The organism is Gloeocapsa sp. PCC 7428 (genome assembly GCF_000317555.1).
Lineage (GTDB): Bacteria > Cyanobacteriota > Cyanobacteriia > Cyanobacteriales > Chroococcidiopsidaceae > Chroogloeocystis.
Genome location: NC_019745.1, coordinates 203,348 through 226,425 on the forward strand (window position 1 = coordinate 203,348; position 23,078 = coordinate 226,425).

Annotated in this window: 19 protein-coding genes; 7 read left to right on the plus strand and 12 right to left on the minus strand. The window is 42.3% G+C overall.

Annotated features, from left to right (window positions below):
* Window positions 1-114 precede the first annotated feature (114 nt).
* Window positions 115-897 carry a class I SAM-dependent methyltransferase gene (locus GLO7428_RS00900; protein ID WP_015186668.1) on the plus strand — a complete coding sequence of 261 codons (783 nt, stop codon included), beginning with the start codon at window positions 115-117 and terminating at the stop codon, window positions 895-897.
* 42 nt (window positions 898-939) lie between these two features.
* Here the strand turns inward: GLO7428_RS00900 and GLO7428_RS00905 are convergent, their stop codons facing one another.
* The 4 genes from GLO7428_RS00905 to GLO7428_RS00920 all read right to left on the minus strand — a co-directional run bounded on the left by GLO7428_RS00905 (window position 940) and on the right by GLO7428_RS00920 (window position 5,428).
* The gene (locus GLO7428_RS00905; protein WP_015186669.1) at window positions 940-1,569 is read right to left on the minus strand and encodes a hypothetical protein; all 630 of its coding nucleotides are present in this window, start codon (window positions 1,567-1,569) and stop codon (window positions 940-942) included.
* Window positions 1,570-1,670: 101 nt separating this feature from the next.
* Window positions 1,671-2,984: a cytochrome P450 gene (locus tag GLO7428_RS00910; RefSeq protein WP_015186670.1), complete on the minus strand. Its 1,314-nt coding sequence runs from the start codon at window positions 2,982-2,984 to the stop codon at window positions 1,671-1,673.
* Window positions 2,985-3,142: 158 nt separating this feature from the next.
* Complete coding sequence (gene ilvD, locus GLO7428_RS00915) at window positions 3,143-4,825, minus strand: dihydroxy-acid dehydratase (RefSeq protein ID WP_015186671.1); 1,683 nt, start codon at window positions 4,823-4,825, stop codon at window positions 3,143-3,145.
* 183 nt (window positions 4,826-5,008) lie between these two features.
* Window positions 5,009-5,428, minus strand: coding sequence for a pentapeptide repeat-containing protein (locus GLO7428_RS00920; protein WP_015186672.1), 420 nt, complete (start codon window positions 5,426-5,428; stop codon window positions 5,009-5,011).
* Window positions 5,429-5,604: 176 nt separating this feature from the next.
* On the opposite strand from GLO7428_RS00920, the gene GLO7428_RS00925 reads away from it, so the two are divergent.
* Together GLO7428_RS00925 and GLO7428_RS00930 are read left to right on the plus strand one after the other, a co-directional pair.
* On the plus strand, window positions 5,605-5,970 hold the full coding sequence (locus GLO7428_RS00925) for a VOC family protein (protein WP_015186673.1): 366 nt from the start codon (window positions 5,605-5,607) through the stop codon (window positions 5,968-5,970).
* 36 nt (window positions 5,971-6,006) lie between these two features.
* Window positions 6,007-7,287: a recombinase family protein gene (locus tag GLO7428_RS00930; RefSeq protein WP_015186674.1), complete on the plus strand. Its 1,281-nt coding sequence runs from the start codon at window positions 6,007-6,009 to the stop codon at window positions 7,285-7,287.
* An 80-nt stretch (window positions 7,288-7,367) separates the two neighbouring features.
* On the opposite strand, the gene GLO7428_RS00935 is transcribed toward GLO7428_RS00930, so the two are convergent.
* A complete protein-coding gene (locus GLO7428_RS00935) occupies window positions 7,368-9,146 on the minus strand; it encodes an ABC transporter ATP-binding protein (protein ID WP_015186675.1) in 1,779 nt (592 codons plus the stop codon).
* A 356-nt stretch (window positions 9,147-9,502) separates the two neighbouring features.
* Here GLO7428_RS00935 and GLO7428_RS00940 point away from each other — a divergent pair, with 356 nt between their 5' ends.
* On the plus strand, window positions 9,503-10,399 hold the full coding sequence (locus tag GLO7428_RS00940) for a hypothetical protein (RefSeq protein WP_015186676.1): 897 nt from the start codon (window positions 9,503-9,505) through the stop codon (window positions 10,397-10,399).
* Window positions 10,400-10,420: 21 nt separating this feature from the next.
* Here the strand turns inward: GLO7428_RS00940 and GLO7428_RS27585 are convergent, their stop codons facing one another.
* From GLO7428_RS27585 to GLO7428_RS00960, 5 genes are all read right to left on the minus strand, one after another.
* The gene (locus GLO7428_RS27585; RefSeq protein WP_015186677.1) at window positions 10,421-10,615 is read right to left on the minus strand and encodes an ABC transporter substrate-binding protein; all 195 of its coding nucleotides are present in this window, start codon (window positions 10,613-10,615) and stop codon (window positions 10,421-10,423) included.
* Window positions 10,616-10,652: 37 nt separating this feature from the next.
* A complete protein-coding gene (locus GLO7428_RS00945; protein WP_041918779.1) occupies window positions 10,653-11,645 on the minus strand; it encodes an ABC transporter substrate-binding protein in 993 nt (330 codons plus the stop codon).
* A 16-nt stretch (window positions 11,646-11,661) separates the two neighbouring features.
* A complete protein-coding gene (locus GLO7428_RS00950) occupies window positions 11,662-14,205 on the minus strand; it encodes a TonB-dependent siderophore receptor (RefSeq protein WP_015186679.1) in 2,544 nt (847 codons plus the stop codon).
* 99 nt (window positions 14,206-14,304) lie between these two features.
* Complete coding sequence (locus GLO7428_RS00955) at window positions 14,305-15,453, minus strand: AraC family transcriptional regulator (protein WP_015186680.1); 1,149 nt, start codon at window positions 15,451-15,453, stop codon at window positions 14,305-14,307.
* Window positions 15,454-15,603: 150 nt separating this feature from the next.
* On the minus strand, window positions 15,604-16,335 hold the full coding sequence (locus tag GLO7428_RS00960) for a 2-phosphosulfolactate phosphatase (protein ID WP_015186681.1): 732 nt from the start codon (window positions 16,333-16,335) through the stop codon (window positions 15,604-15,606).
* Between the two features lie 429 nt (window positions 16,336-16,764).
* Between GLO7428_RS00960 and GLO7428_RS00965 the strand changes: the two genes are divergently transcribed.
* Window positions 16,765-18,405, plus strand: a complete 1,641-nt coding sequence (locus tag GLO7428_RS00965; RefSeq protein WP_015186682.1) for a glycosyltransferase family 39 protein — start codon at window positions 16,765-16,767, stop codon at window positions 18,403-18,405.
* Window positions 18,406-18,466: 61 nt separating this feature from the next.
* Here GLO7428_RS00965 and GLO7428_RS00970 read toward each other — a convergent pair whose 3' ends face one another.
* A complete protein-coding gene (locus tag GLO7428_RS00970) occupies window positions 18,467-18,862 on the minus strand; it encodes a hypothetical protein (protein ID WP_015186683.1) in 396 nt (131 codons plus the stop codon).
* 409 nt (window positions 18,863-19,271) lie between these two features.
* Between GLO7428_RS00970 and GLO7428_RS00975 the strand changes: the two genes are divergently transcribed.
* Window positions 19,272-21,242, plus strand: a complete 1,971-nt coding sequence (locus GLO7428_RS00975) for a chloride channel protein (RefSeq protein ID WP_015186684.1) — start codon at window positions 19,272-19,274, stop codon at window positions 21,240-21,242.
* A 91-nt stretch (window positions 21,243-21,333) separates the two neighbouring features.
* Here the strand turns inward: GLO7428_RS00975 and GLO7428_RS00980 are convergent, their stop codons facing one another.
* A complete protein-coding gene (locus tag GLO7428_RS00980) occupies window positions 21,334-21,741 on the minus strand; it encodes an AbrB-like transcriptional regulator (RefSeq protein ID WP_015186685.1) in 408 nt (135 codons plus the stop codon).
* Between the two features lie 872 nt (window positions 21,742-22,613).
* Between GLO7428_RS00980 and GLO7428_RS00985 the strand changes: the two genes are divergently transcribed.
* Entirely contained in the window at window positions 22,614-23,057 is a 444-nt protein-coding gene (locus GLO7428_RS00985; RefSeq protein ID WP_015186686.1) for an Rrf2 family transcriptional regulator, read from the plus strand.
* Window positions 23,058-23,078 lie beyond the last annotated feature (21 nt).

A 23,078-nucleotide genomic window follows, 5' to 3' on the forward strand; every position in this document is an offset into this window, starting at 1 on the left:
TATCTCTTTCCTGCGTTTCCTAACCTAGCCCTACGCAAGCCGAAGAAGCGTTTATATTTTGAAAAGTGCGATAAAATCCAAAAAAGAATATGCTGCGCTTCCCTACAATCAGCCATGAGCGAATCTAATTCTGATACCACACAGCTATATACTTTAAATCCGCTAATACGCTTTTCGGATAAAGCCGTAGATTATGCAAAATATCGCCCCAGTTACCCATCTGAAGCTATCGACACTATTCTAGAAGAATTAGATCCATCACAAGTGCTAGTAGCAGATATCGGTGCGGGAACGGGTATTTCCTCACGGTTATTAGCCCAACGGGAAGTGCAAGTAATTGCAATTGAACCAAATGCTGCAATGCGACAAATGGCAGAGTCTCACCGGCTAGTAGAATTTCGTGAAGGAACTGCTGAGAATACTAATTTACTAAATCATTCAGTTGATTTAGTTACTTGCTTTCAAGCGTTTCATTGGTTCAATCCTGAGCCTAGTTTGCAAGAATTTCACCGCATTTTAAAACCATCAGGACGATTAGCGCTTGCATGGAATAGTTATCAATGCCAAGACGCATTTACATCAGAATATAGCCGTTTGATACACGAAGCTTCTAACAATCACCCAGCAGAGAAACGTCTTAAATCGGTAGAACCTATGTTTAAAAATCCGTATTTTATTAATATTCAAGAGTACGAATTTGCCTACAAGCAAGAATTAGATTTGTCTGGGTTGATTGGTCGGGCTTTCAGTACTTCTTATCTACCTAATGAAGAGTTTGTAAAACAGCAACTTATTGAGGATTTAGAACAATTATATTATCATAATTGCAATCAACAAGGAATAGTTTCTCTAAGTTATTGTACTAGTGTATATCTAGCAGAACCTAAAGCACACTAACTTAGTATTCTGAGTTGACAAAATTAATACGCAATTTTTATTTTAACTCGCTATATATTTATTGTAGAGTGATTTTTGGTCAGTTTCTATTATCTCCTTTAGTATTTTTAGAAGCTCATTTTGTTCTTGTTGAATGGCTTCTAGTCTAGTAAAAATTTCTGCAAGCTGTTGATGTTTATCTTTAATACCTGTATTCGCTTCCTGCTGCAAAGATAAAGGTTTAGATGGTTGTTTAAGTAACACTCTTCCTAAATTATGTAACGTGCTAATCATGGAGATGAACACCACTTGGATTAGCTTTAAAGGAGCTTGTAATAATGATGTTGCGATTTTATCAATAAGACGACCGATTGCTTTAATTAAACTCCAAGCGATCGCAATACCAAATAAGCTAAGGCTTAAGCTAATAATTGGATGTTCGGTTGCCCAGATCAGAATTTGTACTAAGTGTAAAATTGCTGGATGATCTTGTAACCAATTGCTTGTAGAAGATGCGATCGCACTTTGAATGTCAACTGCTTTAATCGCTTTTCCTGTAGTTTCGGTTAATGTATCTTTTGCTTGCTGCGTAGTTGTTTGAAAACGATCAGTTGCTTTGGATAAAACATCTTTTACTTGGTCAATACTATGATATAATTTTCCTTGTAATTCATTGTCTATTTGTATTGTCATAGTAAAAGCACCTCAGAAATAGAATAGTAGATTTTAAGAATCGGTAATCGGTGATACGTAAATAAAACAATTACCAATCTCTAATTTAGATTTTTACCTATTCATCTGATGCATTGGAACTGAATACGCAATCCATCTTTAGGGCGGCTAGTCGGGAATCTGGTGTCTTCTAAATTTTGATGGGGTAACAGTTTCCATTGATAGTTACGCAGTAGATGTGCTGCAATAACTTTCATTTCCATTTTGGCAAACGCGATTCCGACACAAATTCGCGATCCACCACCAAAGCCAATTAAACTGTAGGAACGCTGTTTATGTTCTTGGCGTTGCGGACTAAAACGGTCAGGATCAAAATGCTGCGGTTCGAGGTAAATTTCTGGTAGTTGGTGGGTAAGTTTAATTGAATACGACACTAACCATCCTGCGGGTACATAATAGCCATGAAATTCAAACGGCTTGATGACACCGCGAAAACCACCCGCAACGGGAGGATGCAACCTTTCAACTTCAGCTAAAACTTGGTCAAGATACGGCATTTTGCCTAATTGTTCTATTGAAAATCTCTGTTGGGCTAACTCAAATTGCTCATTTCTCGCACGTTGCAAAACTTCTGGATGAAGCGCTAGTTCCAAACATAACCACGTTAGCATTGCGGTAGTTGTTTCATGACCAGCAAAAAGCAGTAGCATAGCTTGCGCAACCAGTTCGCGATCGCTCATTTTGTTACCATCTTCATCACGCGCTTGTACCAGTAAACTCAGCGCATCTTTCGTCGGGTTTTGCTGGCGTTCTTTGACAACTTGAGCGAGGTGCTGCAAAATTTGGTTACGCGCGGCGATCGCTTTGCCTAATTTTGTTCCAGGTAAAGGTAGCGGATTGATCGTAAATAAGCCATTTGTGAGTGCGGTAAATAGCTGACTCAACCGCGCGGCTTCTAATCCTGTATTTGTTCCTAATAACAGTTGACTAGCTATATCAAAAGTGAGTTGTTTAAACTCTTCATACCAAACAAATTCGCCTTTTTGTTGCCATTTTTGGAGATATTGTTGCGTCAGTGTCTCCATTGCACCAAAATAACTTTCGAGTGCAGCACCATGCATTGCAGGCATAATGAGACGGCGATTTTTGCGATGTTCCTCACCGTCTTGGACAAACAGTGATTCTCCGAGTAAAAGTTTAAAATTATCGGGCCATCCCTCCCGCCAAGAGAAATGATCCATATGGCTAGAAAGAACAAATTCTACAGCCTCTGGACCAATCATAAATACAGCGGGTCTACCGATAATCTGCGTCCGAAAAATAGGACCATACTGTTGATAGCGCTTCTCGATAAAGTGCGGATCGAAGCGAAATGACAGCGATTCTCCAATTACAGGTAAACCCGTTTGACCAGGAGGAAGGCGATAATGACTCATTGGTAAGTGAGTGGGTGAAAATAAACGTCATTTGAAGGTTGGTCATTGGTAACTGGTAATTGGTCATTGGCAAGAAGACTTATCAAGAATTACCCTTTACCTATTACCCATTATCCGACCTCCACAATTGTGGTATTTAATTGTGCCCACCTACTAAGTTATAATTCCAAATCGGTGACAGCACCCACACTGCTAGAAGAAACTAATTTGGCATATTTTGCTAAAACGCCTTTGGTGTAACGCGGTGGACGCGGTTGCCAATTTTGCCGACGTAAGGCTAACTCTTCATCGGATACGTGCAATTGTAGCGAACGATTTGGAGCATCAATTGTAATTGTGTCACCTTCTTGGACAAGTGCGATCGCACCTCCTACTGCTGCTTCTGGGGCAACGTGACCGACGACCATACCATAAGTACCGCCCGAAAATCGTCCATCGGTGATTAATCCTACCGAGTCACCCAAACCTGCACCGATAATGGCACTTGTGGGCGCTAGCATTTCGCGCATTCCAGGACCACCTTTAGGACCTTCGTAGCGAATGACGATCACATCGCCAGCAACGATTTTGCCGGCTAAAATGGCATCTAAACACGCTTCTTCTGATTCAAAGACACGCGCCGGACCTGTAATTACGGGCTTTTTCACACCTGTAATTTTCGCAACTGCGCCTTCTTGAGCTAAATTGCCGCGTAAAACTGCCAAGTGTCCTTGCTGATATATTGGTTTATCCCAGGGGTGAATCACAAATTGATCGGGACGTGGTTCAGCGGGAACATCGACTAAAACTTCCGCAACGGTTTTTCCTGTAATTGTGAGTGCGTCGCCATGCAGTAAATCGTGGACGAGTAGCATTTTCATCACTTGGGGAATTCCACCCGCGCGATGCAAATCTGTCGCCACAAATTGACCGCTGGGTTTTAAGTCACAAAGTACCGGAACGCGGGCGCGAATTGTTTCAAAGTCATCTAATGTTAACTTGACTCCAGCCGTATGCGCGATCGCGAGTAAATGCAACACAGCATTCGTCGAACCACCCACCGCCATAATGACCGAAATCGCGTTTTCAAACGCTTTGCGCGTGAGAATTTGTCGAGGTAATAGCTGGTTACGGATGGCTTCTACTAAGACAAATGCGGATTTTTCGGTACTGTCGGCTTTTTCTGCATCTTCGGCTGCCATTGTCGAAGAATACGGTAAACTCATTCCCATTGCTTCAAACGCAGAAGACATTGTGTTAGCCGTATACATTCCCCCGCAAGAACCCGCACCAGGACACGCTTTGCGTTCGACTTCTAACAGTTCTTCGTAAGGAATTTTACCTGCGCTGTATTCTCCGACAGCTTCAAACGCGCTGACAACCGTTAAATCGCGTCCGTTGTGATGACCAGGCTTAATGGTACCACCATAGACAAAAATTGCGGGAATATTCATGCGGGCGATCGCAATCATTGCCCCTGGCATATTTTTATCGCAACCGCCGATCGCGAGTACCCCATCCATACTTTGTCCGGTACACGCGGTTTCAATCGAATCTGCAATGACTTCGCGCGACACCAAGGAATATTTCATTCCCTCGGTTCCCATCGAGATACCATCGCTGATTGTGATTGTACCAAACATTTGCGGCATCGCTCCTGCGGCACGGATTCCAGCTTCAGCACGTTGCGCGAGTTGATTAATTCCCATATTGCAGGGAGTGATCGTGCTATAACTATTTGCAATTCCGACGATTGCTTTAAGAAAATCGTTATCTTGAAACCCCACCGCGCGCAGCATTGCACGATTAGGCGATCGCTGTACGCCTTGGGTAACAACGTGGCTTTTAAAATTGTCCGGCATCTTCTGATTCCTGATGAGACGCAATGAAAATTGTAGCTACCAGCAAGGGCGAATTACACTACTTTATCGTATTAACGTGTGCTAGCTACTGTTTCTTGATTGTCTCAAATTTCGTAACGCTTGGTAATGGGTAATTGATTAGTACTAAGCTGATATTCTCATCACTAACCAAAGCGCCACTAATCACTCATGAACTGTACCATCTGGCATGATCGTCCCTTGTAATTTTGCGCCAGTGAGCGATGCACCCCAAATGCTTGCACCACTCAAGTCTGCGCCACTTAAGTCTGCCATTTTTAGGTCTGTCATTTTTAATTCTGCACCACTGAGGTTAGCACCTTTAAGGTTTGCCGCAAATAAATTTGCTCCATTCAAGATAGCACCACTCAAGTTTGCTGCGCTTAAGTTTGCCTTACTTAAAGAAGCTTCTCTAAAATTAGTACCTACTAAGTCGGCTTGACTGAGATCAGCCTCACTCAGCGACGCTTCACGCAACGAAGCACCACTGAGGTTAATTTTCGCTAAGCTAGCACCAATCAAATTAATAGCTTTAAAATCTCGTTCTCCAGCGATGTACTTTGCGATTAACTCAGAAGCATCCATAGTACCCTCTTGACTGCGATCGCTTTTAGCGCTGCGCTTTGCGCAATTGCTTGTATTAGTTTGCAACAAATAAAAAATGCAAGAAGTAAAAAAGAGTACAAGTGATTCAAAATCTAAATATTGCTCTCTTTTTATGCTTATAGAGATTTTGCCTGTTCCACTAAACACTAGCCACTATGCAAATTACTCAATGTCTCCACGCAGCACTTCTAGTCACCGACTTGCAACGCGCCGAAGATTTTTATAGCAACATCTTGGGCTTATCTAAATCAACTGCGCGAAACCTCAATTTTCCAGGAACATGGTATCAAATCGGCGACTTTCAACTCCACCTCATCGTCGCCCCAACAGTTCCTCCACAAATTCAAAACCCCGAAAAATGGGGACGCAACCCCCACATTTCCTTCGCCGTCACCGACTTAAACGCCATCAAACAACACCTCATCACCCACAACTACCCCATTCAAAGTAGCGCCTCTGGTAGATCAGCACTTTTCACCAAAGATCCCGACAACAACATCATCGAACTCTCCCAAATCTAAACCTCTGCGCCCTCTGCGTCTCTGTGGTTCGTTTCAATGAAAATCATCGCCTACACTTACAGCGATCCTCTCCTCGAATCCCCACCCGATCCCACCATTTGGGGTTGGGAAATAGACTCTATCTATCAAGATTTTGGCAAACGCACGCAACTGCAACAACTAATCAAAGACTGCCAAACCGAAGACGCATATCTTCTTATCCGTAGAATAGAGGAACTTGGCGAATCAGTACAAGAAGTCAGCGATCGCATCACGCAACTCCAAGCACTCAATATCAAAATTATCACCACCGAACAAACTAACCCTGCTAATCTCCAAACCGACTTCATCAAACTGCTGCAAGCAATGCAACGCGAACAACGCAGTCGCCGCATTCGCCAGGGACACGCCCGCAATCGCATCAGCGCCCAACCTCCACCAGGAAAAGCCCCCTATGGATATCGTCGCGGTAAAGATAAATATGCCTTAGATCGCAGTGCTTCCCCCATCGTTAAGGATTTTTTTGAACACTTTCTGCTCTACGGTTCCTTACGCGGTGCAGTACGCCATTTAGCACAAAAATACAACAAAAAAATTTCTGTGACTACTGGGCGACGTTGGTTAACAAACCCTGTCTATCGCGGCGATACCGCGTATCAAAACGGTGATGTTGTTGCCAATACGCACGTACCAATTATTTCTAGAGAAGAAGCTGCGCAGGTAGATCGATTATTACGTCGCAATCGACGTTTACCACCACGTACCGCGAGTGCGCCGCGAAGTCTTGCGGGTTTAGTTGTCTGTCAAGAATGTCAATCACCAATGACAGTTGTGCGCGTCACGACGCACCAAAAAAAGAGTGAATATCTTTACTTGCGTCCTACACTTTGCCCAAAACGTCCAAAATGTCGCGCGATCGCGTATGCTCAGGTTTTAGAATGCACAATTAACTCGATTTGTCAAGATTTACCGCGTGCAGTAGCTGGAATGAATTTTCCGCAGTTGGATGCAGTCAAAGAAGATCTTAATAGTGCGATCGCATCCAAACAAGAAATCCTTGCTCAGTTACCTAATTTAATCACCACAGGCATTTTAGATCCTGAAACCGCACAAATTAGAAATTACAAACTCCGCACTGAAATATCCGAATTACAAGCGCAACTCGCCACTTTACCACCAGTCAATTTACGTTCGGTTGCGCAAGCTGTTTCCATTGCGCAATTTTGGTTAGATTTATCCGAAGCTGAACGCCGCTTTTATTTTCGCGAATTTATTCAACAAATTCAGTTAATCCGTGAAGATGAGAAATGGCATCTACAAGTGATTTTTGTTTTTTAATCTGACAAACGTGCTATGTAGTGCAGCTTAATAGTTTGAAATCTATTGCAACAATCTTCTAATCTACTTTGAACTATTGACTAAACTCCAGACTGTACGCGCCACAAATTAGCATAGATACCATTGAGTGCTAATAGTTCCTCATGTGTACCTTGTTCGACAACTTCACCTTTATCCATAACGTAAATACAATCGCTGTGACGAATTGTCGATAGACGATGCGCGATCGCAATTGTTGTTCGATTTTGCGTAATCACGAATAGCGATTTTTGAATTGCAGCTTCGGTTTCATTATCCACCGCCGATGTCGCTTCATCCAAAACTAGAATTGGTGGATCTTTGAGAATTGCCCGTGCAATTGCTAATCGCTGTCGTTGTCCACCCGAAAGTTTTTGACCGCGTTCGCCAACGATGGTATCGTATCCTTGCGGTAGTTGCACAATAAATTCATGCGCCTCTGCTAATTTTGCAGCGTGAATAATATCCTCATGATGGGCATCAAAGTTACCGTAGGCAATATTTTCAGCAACGCTACCGTGAAATAGAAATACATCCTGACTTACCCAACCAATACAGCGCCGCAAATCCCTCAGTCGCAACTCCCGAATATCGATACCATCAATCAAAATTTGTCCAGCTTGAATTTCATAAAAACGCAGTAGCAGTTTTACCAGCGTACTTTTACCCGAACCTGTGGCACCAACGATGCCAATATTCGCTCCAGCCGGAATATGCAATGATAGGTTTTTGAGAACGTGAGTGCGATCTTTGTAGGCAAACGTGATATCATCAAGCCGCACTTCGCCGCGTACTGCTTTTAAAGGTAACGGATAACTACCTGTAGGAATTGCGATCGGAGTATCCAACAGTCGCATCACGCGTCGGATCGAAGCTATCGCGCGTTGATACTCGTCCATCAATTGGCTTAAAGACGCAAAGGGCCATAGCAGTAGTTGAACAATAAACACCAAAAAGCCGTAAGTTCCTACGGTTAAATTACCATTCACCACGGCAACACCACCAAAAAACAGCGTGGCAATGAAACCTAAGACAACGATCAAGCGAATCAAGGGGAAAAACGCAGCACTCAGCGCGATCGCTTTTTGGTTACTGCGACGATAAGCTTCACTTTCATCCATAACACGCGATCGCTCATATGGTTCAGCGGTAAAACTTTTAATCGTTGCAATTCCTGAGAGGTTATTCGTTAAACGGCTACTGATCAAACCTGCTTTTTCGCGGACATCAGCATAGCGCGGCGCAAGTCGATTTTGAAATGCTAATGAACCCCAGAATATAAAAGGAATCGGTACAATCGCAAACGGCGCAACACTTGGAGCGATAATAGCAAACGAGCCGCCAACAGCGAGAACTGTCGTAATAAAATGGATGACTTCTGCTGCTCCCGAATTGAGAAACTGTTCTAATTGATTGATATCATCGTTCAAAATTGATAAAAGTGTTCCGGTAGAGCGTTCCTCAAAGAAATTCAGTTCGAGTTCTTGCAAATGCGTATAAGCATCAAGGCGTAATTCATGCTGGATCGTTTGGGCTAAGGTGCGCCATTGGCGATCGTATAAAAATTCAAAGAGTGATTCTAAGCTCCAAATTAACAGCGTTAAGAGTGATAGCACCCCCAGTTGTCCCACAATGGTAGCGACACCCAAGCGAGAAATCAGCGAGTTTTCTCGTTCTACCACGACATCAACTGCTACCCCAATTAAGTACGATGGTGCTAGGTCACAGAGCCTATTGAGGATTGTACAGGCGATCGCACTCCATACTTGAGTTCTATAACCTTTGGCGTAGCGTATTAATCTTAGAAGTGGATACTTTTTACTAACCGAGGAAGAACGCATATGCTATTATTTTTTACACTTAAATACTGATATTTAAACGCTGAATGCGTGTCATAAAATCCTTTATCGTAAGCACGCTGAATCATCTTAATAGTTTTTGAGACGTTGAGTCTATCCAAAAACGGCAAATTTCTATCCTAAAAAGGTAGCTTACTGCCAAAAATCTAATTAATAATTTTCTTGTCTAGTTACGAAATTATTCTCTGATTATTTCCTTAATACCCCTAGAGAATATTAAAATACCTATCACACATTCTCGTCACGGTATAAATAATTTCATCAATTATCTATTACCCATTAGCAACCCTTAAGTAACACTTGTCTTCACCACCTATAAACATATATCTGCACCGTTAATGACAAAACGCGCCGATGTCAGCACTAAAAAGTTAATTAGTCTCGCACCTGACAACTGGGTAAGATGGGTAACAAAAATGCCCGATATAATAGCAAAAGAAATTCTGAATTCTGAGTTTCAATGGATATCCAGAGAAAGCGATGTTCTCATCCGCGTTCAGCATCCTCAAACGCAGGAAGAATTTCTCGTTCTCAACGAGTTACAATTGCGTTACAGTCCCAAAATGCCGCGTCGGATGCGTGCCTATGCAGGACTTGCAGAAGAAAAGTACAATCTACCAACTTATCCAGTTCTAATCAATATTCTCAAGTCAACGGACACAGCCATTCCTGCAACATATACTGCGAACGTTGCGGGTTTACAAGTGCGTCAAGATTACCGAGTAATTAACTTATGGGAAGTCGATGTCAACATAGCTTTCCAGCAATCATTACCTGCACTGCTGCCTTTTGTACCTATTCTCAAAGGTGGAGAGGATGAAGCTACAATTCGCACAGCCTTGCAAATTTTACGTAGTAACGAACAGTTAAACCAACTTGAGACGGTTTTAGCATTTTTTGCTACGTTTGTGCTAGAGAGTACATTAGTTCAAGAAATCATGAGGTGGGATATGGCTGTGTTGCGCGAGTCACCTTGGTATCAAGAAATATTACGTGAGGGCGAAGCACGCGGTGAAGCACGTGGCGAAGCACGTGGCGAAGCACGTGGCGAAGCACGCGGACAACGACAAGGCATAATTACTAGTATCGAAACTAGCTTGGAAGCAAAATTTGGCAGTAATGGATTAGAGTTGATGCCACAAATTACTCAAATTTCTGATTTAGAAAGCTTAAAGTTGATTTTACGAAATATTATCACAGTTAATACTGTTGAGGAATTGCGATCGCTTCTGTAGTTTAGGCAATTCGTAGGTGTCTTAAGTGACAAGTCGTTTTGGATTGAGGGGAATACAAGTTTCTCCTTTGGTGTGTTGCACTACGCGACATTCTGTATTTAGCAGTCTGGGGTTGGTAATGTTGTGAGAAATACTGTTACTACAAGCTGAAATAAGTGTAAACATCAAAATTCCTAAGAGAAATAAAGCAGTAAGGCGACGTAAAGGTATTTTCATATAACGCGCTCACTTCACTGTTAAAATCTTTGTAACGCTACTGAATGCGATTTTGAGGTGCATTGACTAGATACTTCTCAATGTCATCTAATACCGCATGAGCCGAAAGAAAATCGAAGCCATACCAAGTTTGGAAATCGACAGTATAAACTTGGTTTTGCTGAACAGCCTTGATTTTAGACCATAAGGGCTTGCGCTGAAGGCGATCTAGAGTCGAGCGATCGCTTTGTTGATAAGCTCCAATAAAAAGGACATCGCTATCGATTTCGGGTAAACTTTCTTCAGAAACTGGTAAGGCTAAACCCTCAGATGATTTAGGAGATAGTAAACCAAGATCATTCAAGATTATGCCAGAAAAGGAGTTTTTAGCAGCAAGAGTTAATCCATTGCTAACATAGGCGAACGATACATAAAACGGTTGTTGCTGCGAACTTTTCTGTAAAACTCTTAAGCTTTGCTTGATTTCTTCTACTCTTTGGTAATAGCCATCTAAAAGTTGAGTAGCGACCTCTGTCTTATCAAAAACCTTCGCGGTTTCTATCAAGTGTTGTTTCCAATCGCGTGAAATTTCTGCCCAGGGAACTATCACAGTAGGAGCAATCTGCGACAATTGCTGATACACGGCTTGAAATGACGGGTCTGAAGGCAGAATGATGAAATCAGGCTTAAGTTGCAAAACTTTCTCTAAATTAGGCTGGTTAGCAGAATAGCTGTATAAAGAAATTCCTTTGAGTTTATTTGCCAAGTGTGCAGGAAAACCTACTTTGCCTTCCACAGGCGACCAGATTTCTGCTGCAATTGGTTTGATTCCCAAAGCAACAATGTTACTTAAACTCAGAATATCTAAAGCGACAATTCGTTGCGGATTGAGTGGAACGCAGGTTTCGCCCGCAGTATGCTGTACAACTCGGCAATTTTCTGCTGAAGATGCTGGAGTGGCGGTTCGATTGCTGGTATGGCAGCTAGTAACAAGTGCAAATGCCACAATTCCTAGACATATCCAATAGGTAAAGCGGCGTAGAAACTTCATGATGAAACCTAACATTTCAAAATGTCCAGGAAACAGTTCCCTCAACAGTAAATGGCGTGCCAGGAAAAACCCGATTTCGATTAAAAGCACCCTCAAAATAGTCCACATTAAAGAGGTTTTTGAAATTCAGCGCCGCACGCAAACCGTTTCTTTCATAAAAAATAGCCGCATCAGTTGTTAAGTAGCTGGGAAGCTCAAATGTATTCGCCGCATCTCCAGCGCGATCGCCTACAAAAAACAGCCCCAAACCAAATCCTAAACCTTGCAACTCGCCTTGTTGAATTTCATAAGTTGTCCATAAGCTCGCTGCATGAGGAGTTGTCCGTTGTATGCGATTACCGACGGGAATTACATTATCTTCCGTAACGCGGGCATCGTTATAAGCATAACTCGCAAACACATTCCATCCTGGCAGTATTTCACCAGCAAGGCTAAGCTCGATTCCTTGGCTGCGCTGTTCTCCTGTTTGTACTGAGAAACCTAAATTATCGGGATCTTCAGTTAATACATTTGATTGGGTGATGTCATACAAAGCAAGTGTCGTCGAAAGTCTGTCATTCAAATCGGCTTTGACTCCGACTTCAAACTGCGTACCCCGTGTTGGTTCAAAGGTGCTATTGTCAAAAGCCCTACCAATTGCAGGCTGAAATGAGCGGCTGTAGTTGGCATAAAGTGAAATCGGTAGAGTGGGCTGATAGACGATTCCCACACGCGGACTAAAGGCGCTTCCCGATTGACTTGTTTCTGTGTTAGCGATGATATTTTCGTTGGTTTGGCTGAAGAGATCAAATCGACCGCTGACGAGCAATTTCAAGTTATCTGCGATCGCCACCTGATCTTGCAACAAGATGCCAAGCTCATCTGTTGTGGAATAGGTATCATATTCAGACCCTGGTATAATCGCTCCTGGCAGCTGACCGTAGATGGGATTGAACAAGTCAAGGGGCGCAATTTCTCTTTCTAGACCGCTAGAATCTCCCGTTTGTCTACCTAAATCAATCCCGAATAATAACTGATGTTGAATTGCTCCAGTTGCAAACCTACCAATAACATTAGTTGAAAGCCGATAGTCGCGCTGGTCGTAGGCTTCATTAAGATATACTCTCTCTAGAGTACGATTATCAGGTAAAAGCCCAATAGGAAAAGTACCGCCATTCGGATCGGTATAAGTAGAATAATACCTACTGTATTGAAAAGCATTCCTTAATGACCAATCTTCACTGAAATTATGCTCTAATGTATACCCAACTCTAGAACCCTCAGCGTAGAGGATACCTTCATTCACGTTCCGATTATTGGGGATTCTGCCATTCGGGTTAGGAAGTACAGTTCCAACTGCTGGTAAGCCAAAAGTCGTTCTTTCTAAGTCTAGGTCTTTGTAAATGCCTTCAATCGTTAAATTTGTATTTTCACCTAGTGCGATACTCACAGATGGAGCAATGACAAAGTTTTGAGTTCTACTCAGGTCAAGAAAAAACTCTTGGTCGCGGTAAGATGCATTGAGTCGATACAACACTCTCCCAGCATCGTCTAATGGTCCAGATAGATCCACTTCACCACGGTAAAAGTTAAAACTACCCGCAGTTGCTTCAACGAAGTAAAAAGGATCGCGCAGCGGCTGCTTTGTGGCAAAATTAACCGTCCCGCCTGGAGATGATGAACCAAATAAAATAGCGTTTGGACCTTGGAGGACTTCAATTCTTTCAATTCCCGTCAGTTCAGGTCCAACGTTGGAAGATAACGAGTCTTTGAAACCATTCAATGTTGGTGAGGTAAAAAATCCCCGAACTTGTATTCGTAATGTATCAAAGTTAGCTGGCGCAGAGTTGCGGACACTAGGTGCATTCAGCAGCGCACGCACAATATCCGCATTTTGATCGCGCAGCACTTCTTGCGGAATAATCTGAATCGATTGCGGAATGTCGCGTAAAGGTGTATCGGTTCGCGTTACGGTTGCAGTATTCGGTACTCGATAGCCATCTTGCTCACCTGTCACTAAAATTTCAATTAATTCATCATCTTCAGCGGGTGTTTGCGGCTGTTGTGCAGCAGATGCAGCCGTGACAATCCCAAAAACTAAGCCTTCATCGCTATCAAATAACTCAACCGTCGGTAACGCTGCTTCGCCTGTGACGGTGACTCGCACCGTATTTGCATCAAGATTCGTAACTGTTATTTCAGTAATACCCGCAGTTGGGTTTTCGGAACGAAATGCAAAAGCATCGTTATTAGGTAAACGCAGTTGTGCATTTGAGATATCCGCAATGTAGTTATTGCCACCACTGCGATTTATGACTTGCAGTTGTTCTCCTTGAGTCGTCTCTAAAATAACTTCTACACCAGTATCAGTAGGATTTGCGCGGACTCCCGAAATCAGGACAACATTTGCAGAGATGGTTGGTGTTTGTACCAGTAGTTGAGCGCTATTGGCGGGAAGTTTGATTTCGCTTAGTTGAGGTATCTGTGTATCCGCCCGCACTGGCGAAGGTGCAATCAACACCAAAGCTACAATCCATAATTGCCAATTTAACCGCCCAAAAGCCACTCGAAATTTTTGCATACTACTCACACCTATGGAGAAAGATTCTCAAAAGCTCCATCAGGCTTAGATTACGAGGTTTGCTTCGTTACTGTCTATCTGTAAAACTGCATTTTTTTGTCACTTAAGCGGCTTTTTCCCAAATTGAAATTCTTTCGGCGAAATGCCAAATTTTGCCTTAAAAGCTTTCGCAAAATAACCGAGGTGTGAATATCCAACCGCATTCGCGACTTCTGCAACTTGCATCTTGGTTCCACCCAACATCACTTTTGCTTGTTCCATGCGATAATCGTGTAAATAGCCAAATACGGTAGTTCCAAACACTTCGCGAAAACAGTAACGCAGTTTGCGATCACCCACACCAACCGATTGTGCTAACTCCATAAGCGATGGTGGATTTTCAGCACGACGAATTAAAATATCTCTGGCATGATAAGCTTTTTCAATATCTATCGCTCTTAAATTTGCAACTGCTTTAATGGCTCGTTCGTGATGCAAAAACTGATTTAATTGCAGCGCTAACAACTCCAAAACTCTACTTTCTAGATACATCCGCTTCATCATTCCCTGAAACGGCGGATTAAGAATTTGCTGCAACACCCTAAACATCGCTGGCGTGATTTCCCCTACAGGATAATGAAACCTGGGTGGCGATTTTTTATTAATTAATGCTTGTAATGGAGTTGGTAAAGATTCAAAACCTTGGCTGAATGTTTTGAACACATCAATACCGATATAAATAGATACGATGAGTAAATCTTCTTCAGCTAAAACTTGATGAATTTCGTGTAAATTTGGTAAATAAAATAAGTAACTTTTTCCTATTTGCTCAATATAATCATCAGAAATTTCTTTAATTCCTGGGGTGATTGTTCGATAAGTTCCAGAAATATGAAATTTAGAGATCAAAGGATAGGGTACCTCGTCATGAGGACTCACATAATTTAAGTCAGCATGATGTATATGTTTTCCTATTGTCATATCTAGACCTGGGCGTAGTTCAAGACGATGAACTAAGTCTGTAGAGAATTGATTTTCGCATTGCTCGATTTCATCAAAACCATCATAATTTAACAACAGCTTGCCATTTGTTTTAATACTTTCTTCACGCACTTGCCAATATTCTTCTGCTGATAAGATATTCACTAATAAATGACACCTATTTGCATTAACAAGAAGATTGTAGTATTGCTTACAAGATAATTCAAGTAGTGGCTTTAAGTTGAGCGTGATGAGGCAGTTATCTAAGGTACGTGCCTGCGATCGCATTTGCTGTCCTATCTTGAGTAACCATTACCTTTAATGAAGATGATTGCGTCTAGAAAATTCTTTGTGTATGTTTAAGCTACAGTGACATAGTTTGCAAAAGCAGAAGTTGTGTATTTGTTACCCTATAAAATAGCTGAGATTCTATCATGTTCAACTAATAGAGTTTGTAACTTTGGTATATGCGTTTTGATTAAATATAGGAACACATTCGCTAACATTATAGGCAGCTGATAGCTTTACATCTTGAGCAAACCCTCTAGCAATTAATTCTTTACCAGAAATACAGCTTTCTAAACTTGAAATTAGATCGTCTTTTGTACTCTGAAAAACTGCTAAAGCGGCTTTGGCTTCAGCTGAAAATCTTCCTTGCAGGTAGTTAAGAATTGCACCAGCACCAATCATATCTTCTACAGCTATTCGTAAACTTCCATCATTCCATCTTTCGCCAGCGGGAATAACAGAAATTCTCTTTCCATGTTTCTGAGCGAAGTTTGCTACAGCTTCACAGTTCCTCAAACAACCTGTTAAAACTTGTGCTTGCTGTTGCACAGCTAAAGTGAGAGTAGCACCATTCGGTGAGGGCAAAACAAGTCGAGTATTTGCAGGAATATTCACCAATGAAGAAGGTGATAGTGAGTAACCATTGGCGATCCGCTCATGACTAGCTAGTTGTGCGTTTACAGTTAATGCATAATCTAATGCTGAACGGTTTTTCCATTGATAGGGAAATATTATTGCACCATTATTATTTGCAATTTCAACACAGGTGGAGAAAGAGAGAACATCGACTACAATTAATACATCACTTGTTGGAGCAAGATTAACTATGCCTTGTTCACTCCACTCGCAACGAATATCAAATTCTGCTTGTTTAAAAAACATTTTTATACTATTTCTTAATAAAGAGAATAATCAACTTTTTAAAAATTTAATTACATCTTTTTTTAAAATGTAAAATATTTTAATTAATTTTAAATTTAATCATATAAAACGAAAAATTCTTAAAATCATAATTTTTGCCATATATTTATTGAATTAGCAAAGTTTTAATGTAAAAATATATCAATATTATCCGCTTTTTTTAGAGTTGAGGAAGTAGCTAAAAATGAAATAAATAAGTATAGCAGTTCTAAATTATTCGTGAAACTCTCTCTTTTCTCTGCGTTCTCTGTGTCTGGAGTGGTAGCCTACGGCATGCCGCTCCGCGTCTACGTCTCCAAAAAAAATCTTACAACTCAAATAGGATTGCTATAAATAGTAATGTTTAGTTCACGTTAGCTTTGAAAGCAGAATTATCAGTTAGTTTAAAATATGCGCGATCGCTTCCATTGGAATTTTTCAAAATTTGATTACCGCCGCAATAGTAAGGTTGATTGGTTTTGGATATTAGCGTTGTTGTTAGCTGCTGGGCTAGTTTACAGCATTAATCTAGGAGGATTACCTTTACGCGATTGGGATGAAGGTACTGTCGCCCAAGTTGCGCGTGAAATTTGGCGCGATGAAGATTCATTGCGGTGGCTACATCCTACCCTCGGAGGCGCACCTTATCTCAATAAGCCACCGTTAGTCCATTGGTTAATCGCTGGGGCGTACTCGATAGGTGGTGTCAATGAGTGGACATCGCGTTTACCAGGGGCGATGCTGAGTGCAATTTCTGTACCTCTACTGTATTGCGTCGGGCGGGAAATTTTTCCCAGGCGATCGCCTGCGATTTTTTCGGCATTAGTTTATCTCACACTGCTACCGATGGTGCGTCATGGGCGACTCGCGATGTTAGATGGCGCGGTGGTATGTTTTTTTCTGTTAATGATGTTGTGCGTATTGCGATCGCGTCGCAATCTGCGCTATTGCTTGGGCATTGGAATTGGGTTTGGGTTAATTTGCCTCACAAAAGGAATTATTGGATTATTACTGCTGGCGATCGCGCTATTGTTTTTGTTTTGGGATACGCCGCGACTACTGACTAGCTTTTATCTTTGGCTTGGTATCTTGATAGGGGCTGTACCTGTCGTAGGGTGGTATGCGGCTCAATGGTTCGAGTACGGCAATACTTTTACCGATACAGGCATTATGACGCAATCGCTAAGCCGAATTTGGGCAAGTGTAGAAAATCACGCGGGACCACCTTGGTATTATTTACTAGAAATATTAAAGTACAGCTTTCCTTGGTTAATTTTTTTACCGCAAGGTTTACGCAAAGCATGGGAAAATCGCAACTGGAGTTGGGCAAAGCTGATTCTTATTTGGAGTGGTTTTTATCTATTAGCAATTTCAGTAATGCAAACCAAACTTCCTTGGTACGTTTTGCCGATATATCCAGCCGTTTCTTTAGCTGTGGGAGCGCAGTTAGCCGATTATTGGCATTTATCTAAAGCATCCTATCCGCGTTCAATCATTGTCTGTTTGGGGATACTCGCGCTTGTCGCAACGCTGGGAAGTTTCTACTTTAGCCCTTGGAGTCCTGCACAAGATGGTGCAATCCAAATGATTTTAGCCGCAGTCGCAGGTACAATGATTTTGGCAAATATTCTAGCGCGGCGCGGCGATCGCCAGTTTTTAATCATTTTAATTTGGGGAATGTATGTCGCGCTTGTACTGTTTATGACCTCGCGCCACTGGGTTTGGGAACTCGTCGAAGCTTACCCAGTTAAACCCGTTGCGGCGATGATTCAAAAGGCTACACCCCCAGGACAGATCGTGTACACATCTTTTCCTTACGGTCGTCCTTCATTAAATTTTTATAGCGATCGCCAAGTTATTCCTGCTGCAACCAACGAACTTCAGCGTCAATGGCAACAAAACCCTCAATCCTATTTTCTCTTAGATACCTCAACGCTTAAAGCTCTCCAACTTCCATCCGCACAGCACTTAGGAAGTACCCAAGGTTGGACGCTAGTTACGAAGAATGGGAGTGTGGGAAGTGTGGGAAGTGGGCGTGTGGGAGAGATTTGATGATTATTGCTCTTTAATACTCTACTACTCTACTACTCGACTACCCGACTACCTTGCTTTCCTACGGAGAATCCTGTGGCGGATCGTCAACGACAATTTCTTTCGACGGCTCTTGAGGGGATTCTTGTCCTGGTTTGAGTGTTTCTAGGGTAACAACACTGATGCCTAAAAGAATTGCACTACCAATCGCGGCGATCGCTGCTGTCTTTTTAATAAAGCTAAAGTCACGTAGAATTCTTGCCCAAGGACGACTTTGACGGCGCAGCAAGTGCGTCATTTCGACTTGTTTAGAGCTATGCGGATCGCGTACATAATGACCGCTCCAACTCACAACCAATCGTTCTTGACAGTACGGACACGTAAAAAGTCCATTACACTTTTTAATTTGCTTGAGATTACCAGGACGCTGGCAAATTGGACAGGTAACAGAGTGGTGATCAAAGGTGTGAGTGTTCATAGCGCGTCAAACCAGTTCTTTTCTCGCTCTACAGCGGAGTACCATCAAATTTCTGAGGTGTATTTCCTATAGCCCCAAATCTTAGTCTGCCCATTTTTGCGATAGATAGCCATACTCAAAGTACATATATTTATGAACCTTTAAGAAGGGCTGATAATGCGGGCTTCTTGCCTACGGTGGGCGAGGAAGCTCCTCTCATATTTCTAACTTGTCACAACACTAGCGAATTCACCAACTGTGTAACTCAGCTAAATGGGGTAGAAATGAACTTTCTTGGGTAACTACAATTATGAACCAAACCCTCGTCTACTCAAGCAGCAACCTACTTGTCGGCAGGCTAGCAGATCCATCAAAATGAAAAGTAAGAAATAAAAATTAAAGTTTTTATCACATTTCCCCACACTATCTAATGACTGCCCTTTCTCCCCAATCCCCAGAGGAGGCACCAAGTCCCTCTGCTGAGTTAAGGAAGGTGATAGTACCTGCGCTGTCAACACCTTCTACGGGTTTAACTCATTTGCTGAACCGTTTTCAGCTATCTCCTGAAAGCGTTGTGCTCCTTTTAGCTGTCCTGATCGGCGGTAGCACTGGTTTAGGTGTCGTTATTTTTCATATTTTGATCGAGCAGATCCACCATCTCTTGCTACAAGATTTGATGGGAGTAATTTCGCGGTGGGGAGCTTGGACGCTAGCGTGTGTCCCCCTTTTAGGTGGGTTAGTCATCGGCTTAATGCGCGGTGCCCAGCAAGATTTTGGTCCTGGACTTTCTTCTTTAATTGCAGCAACACAAGCTAGTCATACACAAAACGTCACGCGTCAAGAATTACAACCTATTATTAAGATGCTCGCGGCAGCGGTATCGCTAGGAAGTGGGGCTTCTTTAGGACCAGAAGGACCAAGCGTTGAGATTGGTGCTAATTTTAGTTTACGGCTGGGTCAACTGCTGCAAATGTCGCAAGAACGACGCCGCTTGTTATTAGGGGCTGGCGCAGCGGCAGGTTTAGCCGCAGGGTTTAATGCTCCGATCGCAGGTGTATTTTTTGCGCTAGAAGTTGTGTTGGGAACGACGTTTGCAACTTCTGCTGTGAGTGTAGTGCTACTCGCCGCAGTCGTCGCCGCGTTAATTGCCCAAATTGGCTTGGGAGGGCAACCGGCTTTTACTTTACCAGTGTATGAAGTCCGCAGTCCGCTCGAATTTCCGCTTTATGTTGGTTTGGGCTTAGGTGCGAGTTTGGTTTCAATTACTTACACGCAATCTTTACAGCTATTACGCGCCTGCTTTCAGGGAGAAATTCCTGGCTTCGCTTGGTTAGCAAAAATTCCCTTAGCAATTCATCCGCTTATTGGCGGTGCTTGTGTTGGTTTAGTCGCACTACAGTACCCGCAAGTTTTGGGAATTGGCTATGAGACTATCGAAGCGATGTTGCAAGATGTGGAGTTTTCTTTGCAATTACTTGTTGTGTTGTTGGTAGTCAAACTCGTCGTCACCGCAATCAGCTTGGGGAGTGGTTTAGTTGGCGGTGTCTTCGCTCCAGCAATGTTTCTTGGTGCTTCGTTAGGAGCAGCTTATGCTAAAATTCTGGCAATTTTTCCAGGCATAAGTCCCTATATGGCTGCGCCTCCTGCTTATGCGATGGTCGGTATGGCAGCGGTGCTTGCAGCAAGTGCGCGCGCGCCTTTGACCGCAATTTTACTATTATTTGAACTGACAAGAGATTATCGCATTGTGTTGCCATTGATGGCAGCAGTTGGTTTAAGTGTCTGGCTCGTTGAGAGCATGAAACCCGCTGTCGCTTCTGATACGCATTTACAGCAGTTAAACTTGAATGTCGAGACAGATCGCGAACAAGAAATTTTACAGCAAATCTCTGTCGCTGAGGCGATGCATCAGTCTCCACTGATATTATCTGCTACGCTGTCGATTTGGGAGGCAGGTGTGTCTATGACGCGCGATCGCCGCCGGAGTGCTTTAGTCATCAATGAAGCTAATCAATTAGTTGGTATCGTTACTTTAGACGATATTTCCCGCGCAATTTCCCTGGGGGAACAATCCGGAATAAGTGCTAGTAACTCAACTTTAATGCATTCCTCAAAGGCAGATGTAAGCAAACATAATTTGCCTTCATCTCAACTTATTGATATTTGCACTACCGAGCTACTTTACACTTATCCCGATGAGCTTTTATCTGAAGCTTTAGCGCGGATGGCAGCACGTGGTTTACATCAGTTACCTGTGGTTGAACGAAACAACCACGAACAGATTATCGGCTTACTCGAACGCGACCAGATTGGATTAACTTGCAATCTTGAGTTGATGCGTCAAGCACTACGACAATTACCATCGCCGAAACATGATGAATTGACGCTAACTAGTTTGTAGTAGTCAGTCATCTTTAGTTGGGATTGAAATCGAAGGAGAATAATGGTCATTACCTTAATTCTCCTCGCACAATCATCATCACTACTGTTGCTTACGAGGCAACTTCGACTTCATCTAGTTCGCCGTCTTCATCAAGCTGCTTCAACCGAATATGCTTACGTCCTAACGTAATTTCAAATTCATCGCCTGGCTTCAAACCCATTTGTTTTGTATAAGCAGAACCTATTAATAAGTTGCCATTTGACTGCACGCTAATGCGATAGCTAGCACTACGTCCGCCACGTCCATTGGCGTTTGCTGTACTATCTAACTCAATGCCCTCTGCATCAATTAAGGCATTAAGAAATTTCATCATGTTTACGCGCTCAATGCCATTTTTTGTAACGGTGTAATAACCGCAGGCTTTAGCCTTTTCTTCTTTACTTAGGTTTTCTAGCTCCTTAACTTTTTGAAGGAGTTCTTCACCAGTTAGTGGCTCGATTTTTTTCTTTTTACTCATCAACTTAGGACTAAAACGAATGAATGAAGTAAATAACTGAGTCTGATCTTAGCTTACTAACGCTTAATAGGAGTAACGCTTAGATTTATATCAGCTTAACTAAAGTATCTTACACTGACTTTAATCAATATTTACTGCTATCTAATTACCTTACGGTGAACTTAATCAGTTGTAAACACTCTTGGTATTCATGATAACTATCTAACGATTGTTGATACTTAATACCTTCCCACAAGCTGACTAAAAAAGAATCAACCTAGCTATCTGATCTCGATCAAGTAAGCAGCAACCTTTAGATAGAACACAGCAGGCAAATAGGGATAAGCGTAAGGTGCTTGTTTAGCTACTCGCTAGCTGAGTTCAAGGCGCTCCTAAAAGTCAGAAAAAGACAACAATTCAGGGGAAAATCAGTATAATAAAACTTAAAGCTCTGGGCGTAAGGTTTAAGATTTGAGAACTAGGGGTGATATCTTCTGCTTTATGATGTTGATATACATACAAGTTACAGGGTGACACATAAACGGTGAAAGAAATCATCTTGGCTTGTCATCAGGCAAAGGAAAATACGGCGATTGCCTGTTAGCATCTCTTACCTATTCTTTAAAAAAGTAAAAGGCAGAAGGTAAAAGACAGCTAGACAACTCAACGAATGAATTTGGTAGATTTAATCAAGTTATAAAGCGATGTGTCTCCATAAATAAATTCAGGTGATTAAAACCGTTTGGCGGAGTCTAGAAAACTTATGTTTGTCTAAAAGACCATTTTTCATAAAAGCCTTCTGCTATCTCCCCTGTGTCTTTCTTAATGAAGAAATATTTTTTGTCATTGAAAATAATAAAAGATTTTGAAGTAAGGTCTAACTTGAGCAGAGAATGAAGCTAACAACTCGCGGACACTACAGTGTAAAAGCATTGCTCGATTTGAGCTTACAGCCAAAGAATAGACCTGCATCAGTAAAAGCGATCGCGCAACGTCAAGATATCCCAGCGCCTTACTTGGAAAAATTGCTCATTGAAATGCGTCGTGCAGGATTAGTCGAATCGATGCGTGGCGTTCAAGGTGGATACAAATTAGCGCGATCGCCTGCACAAATATCTTTAGGGCAAATCCTAGAATCTGTTGGCGAAACAATTGAACCTTTACCGCATCATAACCCCACACCAACTCAAGCCGAAGACTGGGTGACGTTCACATTGTGGCAGCGGTTACACCAGAAATTGAAAGAGGCACTTTATACGATCACGCTTGCAGACCTTTACTATGATGCGCGCAGTTGGCAAGCCGCGCAAGGCGAAGCAACAAGTTTTGTTGTTTAGTGATTGGTAATGGGTCATCGG

What these genes read in the sequence shown, in the direction of transcription:
- GLO7428_RS00900 (WP_015186668.1), top strand. Translation starts at nt 115, where the DNA reads ATGAGCGAATCTAATTCTGATACCACACAGCTATATACTTTAAATCCG.
- GLO7428_RS00905 (WP_015186669.1), bottom strand. Translation starts at nt 1,569, where the DNA reads ATGACAATACAAATAGACAATGAATTACAAGGAAAATTATATCATAGT.
- GLO7428_RS00910 (WP_015186670.1), bottom strand. Translation starts at nt 2,984, where the DNA reads ATGAGTCATTATCGCCTTCCTCCTGGTCAAACGGGTTTACCTGTAATT.
- ilvD (WP_015186671.1), bottom strand. Translation starts at nt 4,825, where the DNA reads ATGCCGGACAATTTTAAAAGCCACGTTGTTACCCAAGGCGTACAGCGA.
- GLO7428_RS00920 (WP_015186672.1), bottom strand. Translation starts at nt 5,428, where the DNA reads ATGGATGCTTCTGAGTTAATCGCAAAGTACATCGCTGGAGAACGAGAT.
- GLO7428_RS00925 (WP_015186673.1), top strand. Translation starts at nt 5,605, where the DNA reads ATGCAAATTACTCAATGTCTCCACGCAGCACTTCTAGTCACCGACTTG.
- GLO7428_RS00930 (WP_015186674.1), top strand. Translation starts at nt 6,007, where the DNA reads ATGAAAATCATCGCCTACACTTACAGCGATCCTCTCCTCGAATCCCCA.
- GLO7428_RS00935 (WP_015186675.1), bottom strand. Translation starts at nt 9,146, where the DNA reads ATGCGTTCTTCCTCGGTTAGTAAAAAGTATCCACTTCTAAGATTAATA.
- GLO7428_RS00940 (WP_015186676.1), top strand. Translation starts at nt 9,503, where the DNA reads ATGACAAAACGCGCCGATGTCAGCACTAAAAAGTTAATTAGTCTCGCA.
- GLO7428_RS27585 (WP_015186677.1), bottom strand. Translation starts at nt 10,615, where the DNA reads ATGAAAATACCTTTACGTCGCCTTACTGCTTTATTTCTCTTAGGAATT.
- GLO7428_RS00945 (WP_041918779.1), bottom strand. Translation starts at nt 11,645, where the DNA reads ATGAAGTTTCTACGCCGCTTTACCTATTGGATATGTCTAGGAATTGTG.
- GLO7428_RS00950 (WP_015186679.1), bottom strand. Translation starts at nt 14,205, where the DNA reads ATGCAAAAATTTCGAGTGGCTTTTGGGCGGTTAAATTGGCAATTATGG.
- GLO7428_RS00955 (WP_015186680.1), bottom strand. Translation starts at nt 15,453, where the DNA reads ATGCGATCGCAGGCACGTACCTTAGATAACTGCCTCATCACGCTCAAC.
- GLO7428_RS00960 (WP_015186681.1), bottom strand. Translation starts at nt 16,335, where the DNA reads ATGTTTTTTAAACAAGCAGAATTTGATATTCGTTGCGAGTGGAGTGAA.
- GLO7428_RS00965 (WP_015186682.1), top strand. Translation starts at nt 16,765, where the DNA reads ATGCGCGATCGCTTCCATTGGAATTTTTCAAAATTTGATTACCGCCGC.
- GLO7428_RS00970 (WP_015186683.1), bottom strand. Translation starts at nt 18,862, where the DNA reads ATGAACACTCACACCTTTGATCACCACTCTGTTACCTGTCCAATTTGC.
- GLO7428_RS00975 (WP_015186684.1), top strand. Translation starts at nt 19,272, where the DNA reads ATGACTGCCCTTTCTCCCCAATCCCCAGAGGAGGCACCAAGTCCCTCT.
- GLO7428_RS00980 (WP_015186685.1), bottom strand. Translation starts at nt 21,741, where the DNA reads ATGAGTAAAAAGAAAAAAATCGAGCCACTAACTGGTGAAGAACTCCTT.
- GLO7428_RS00985 (WP_015186686.1), top strand. Translation starts at nt 22,614, where the DNA reads ATGAAGCTAACAACTCGCGGACACTACAGTGTAAAAGCATTGCTCGAT.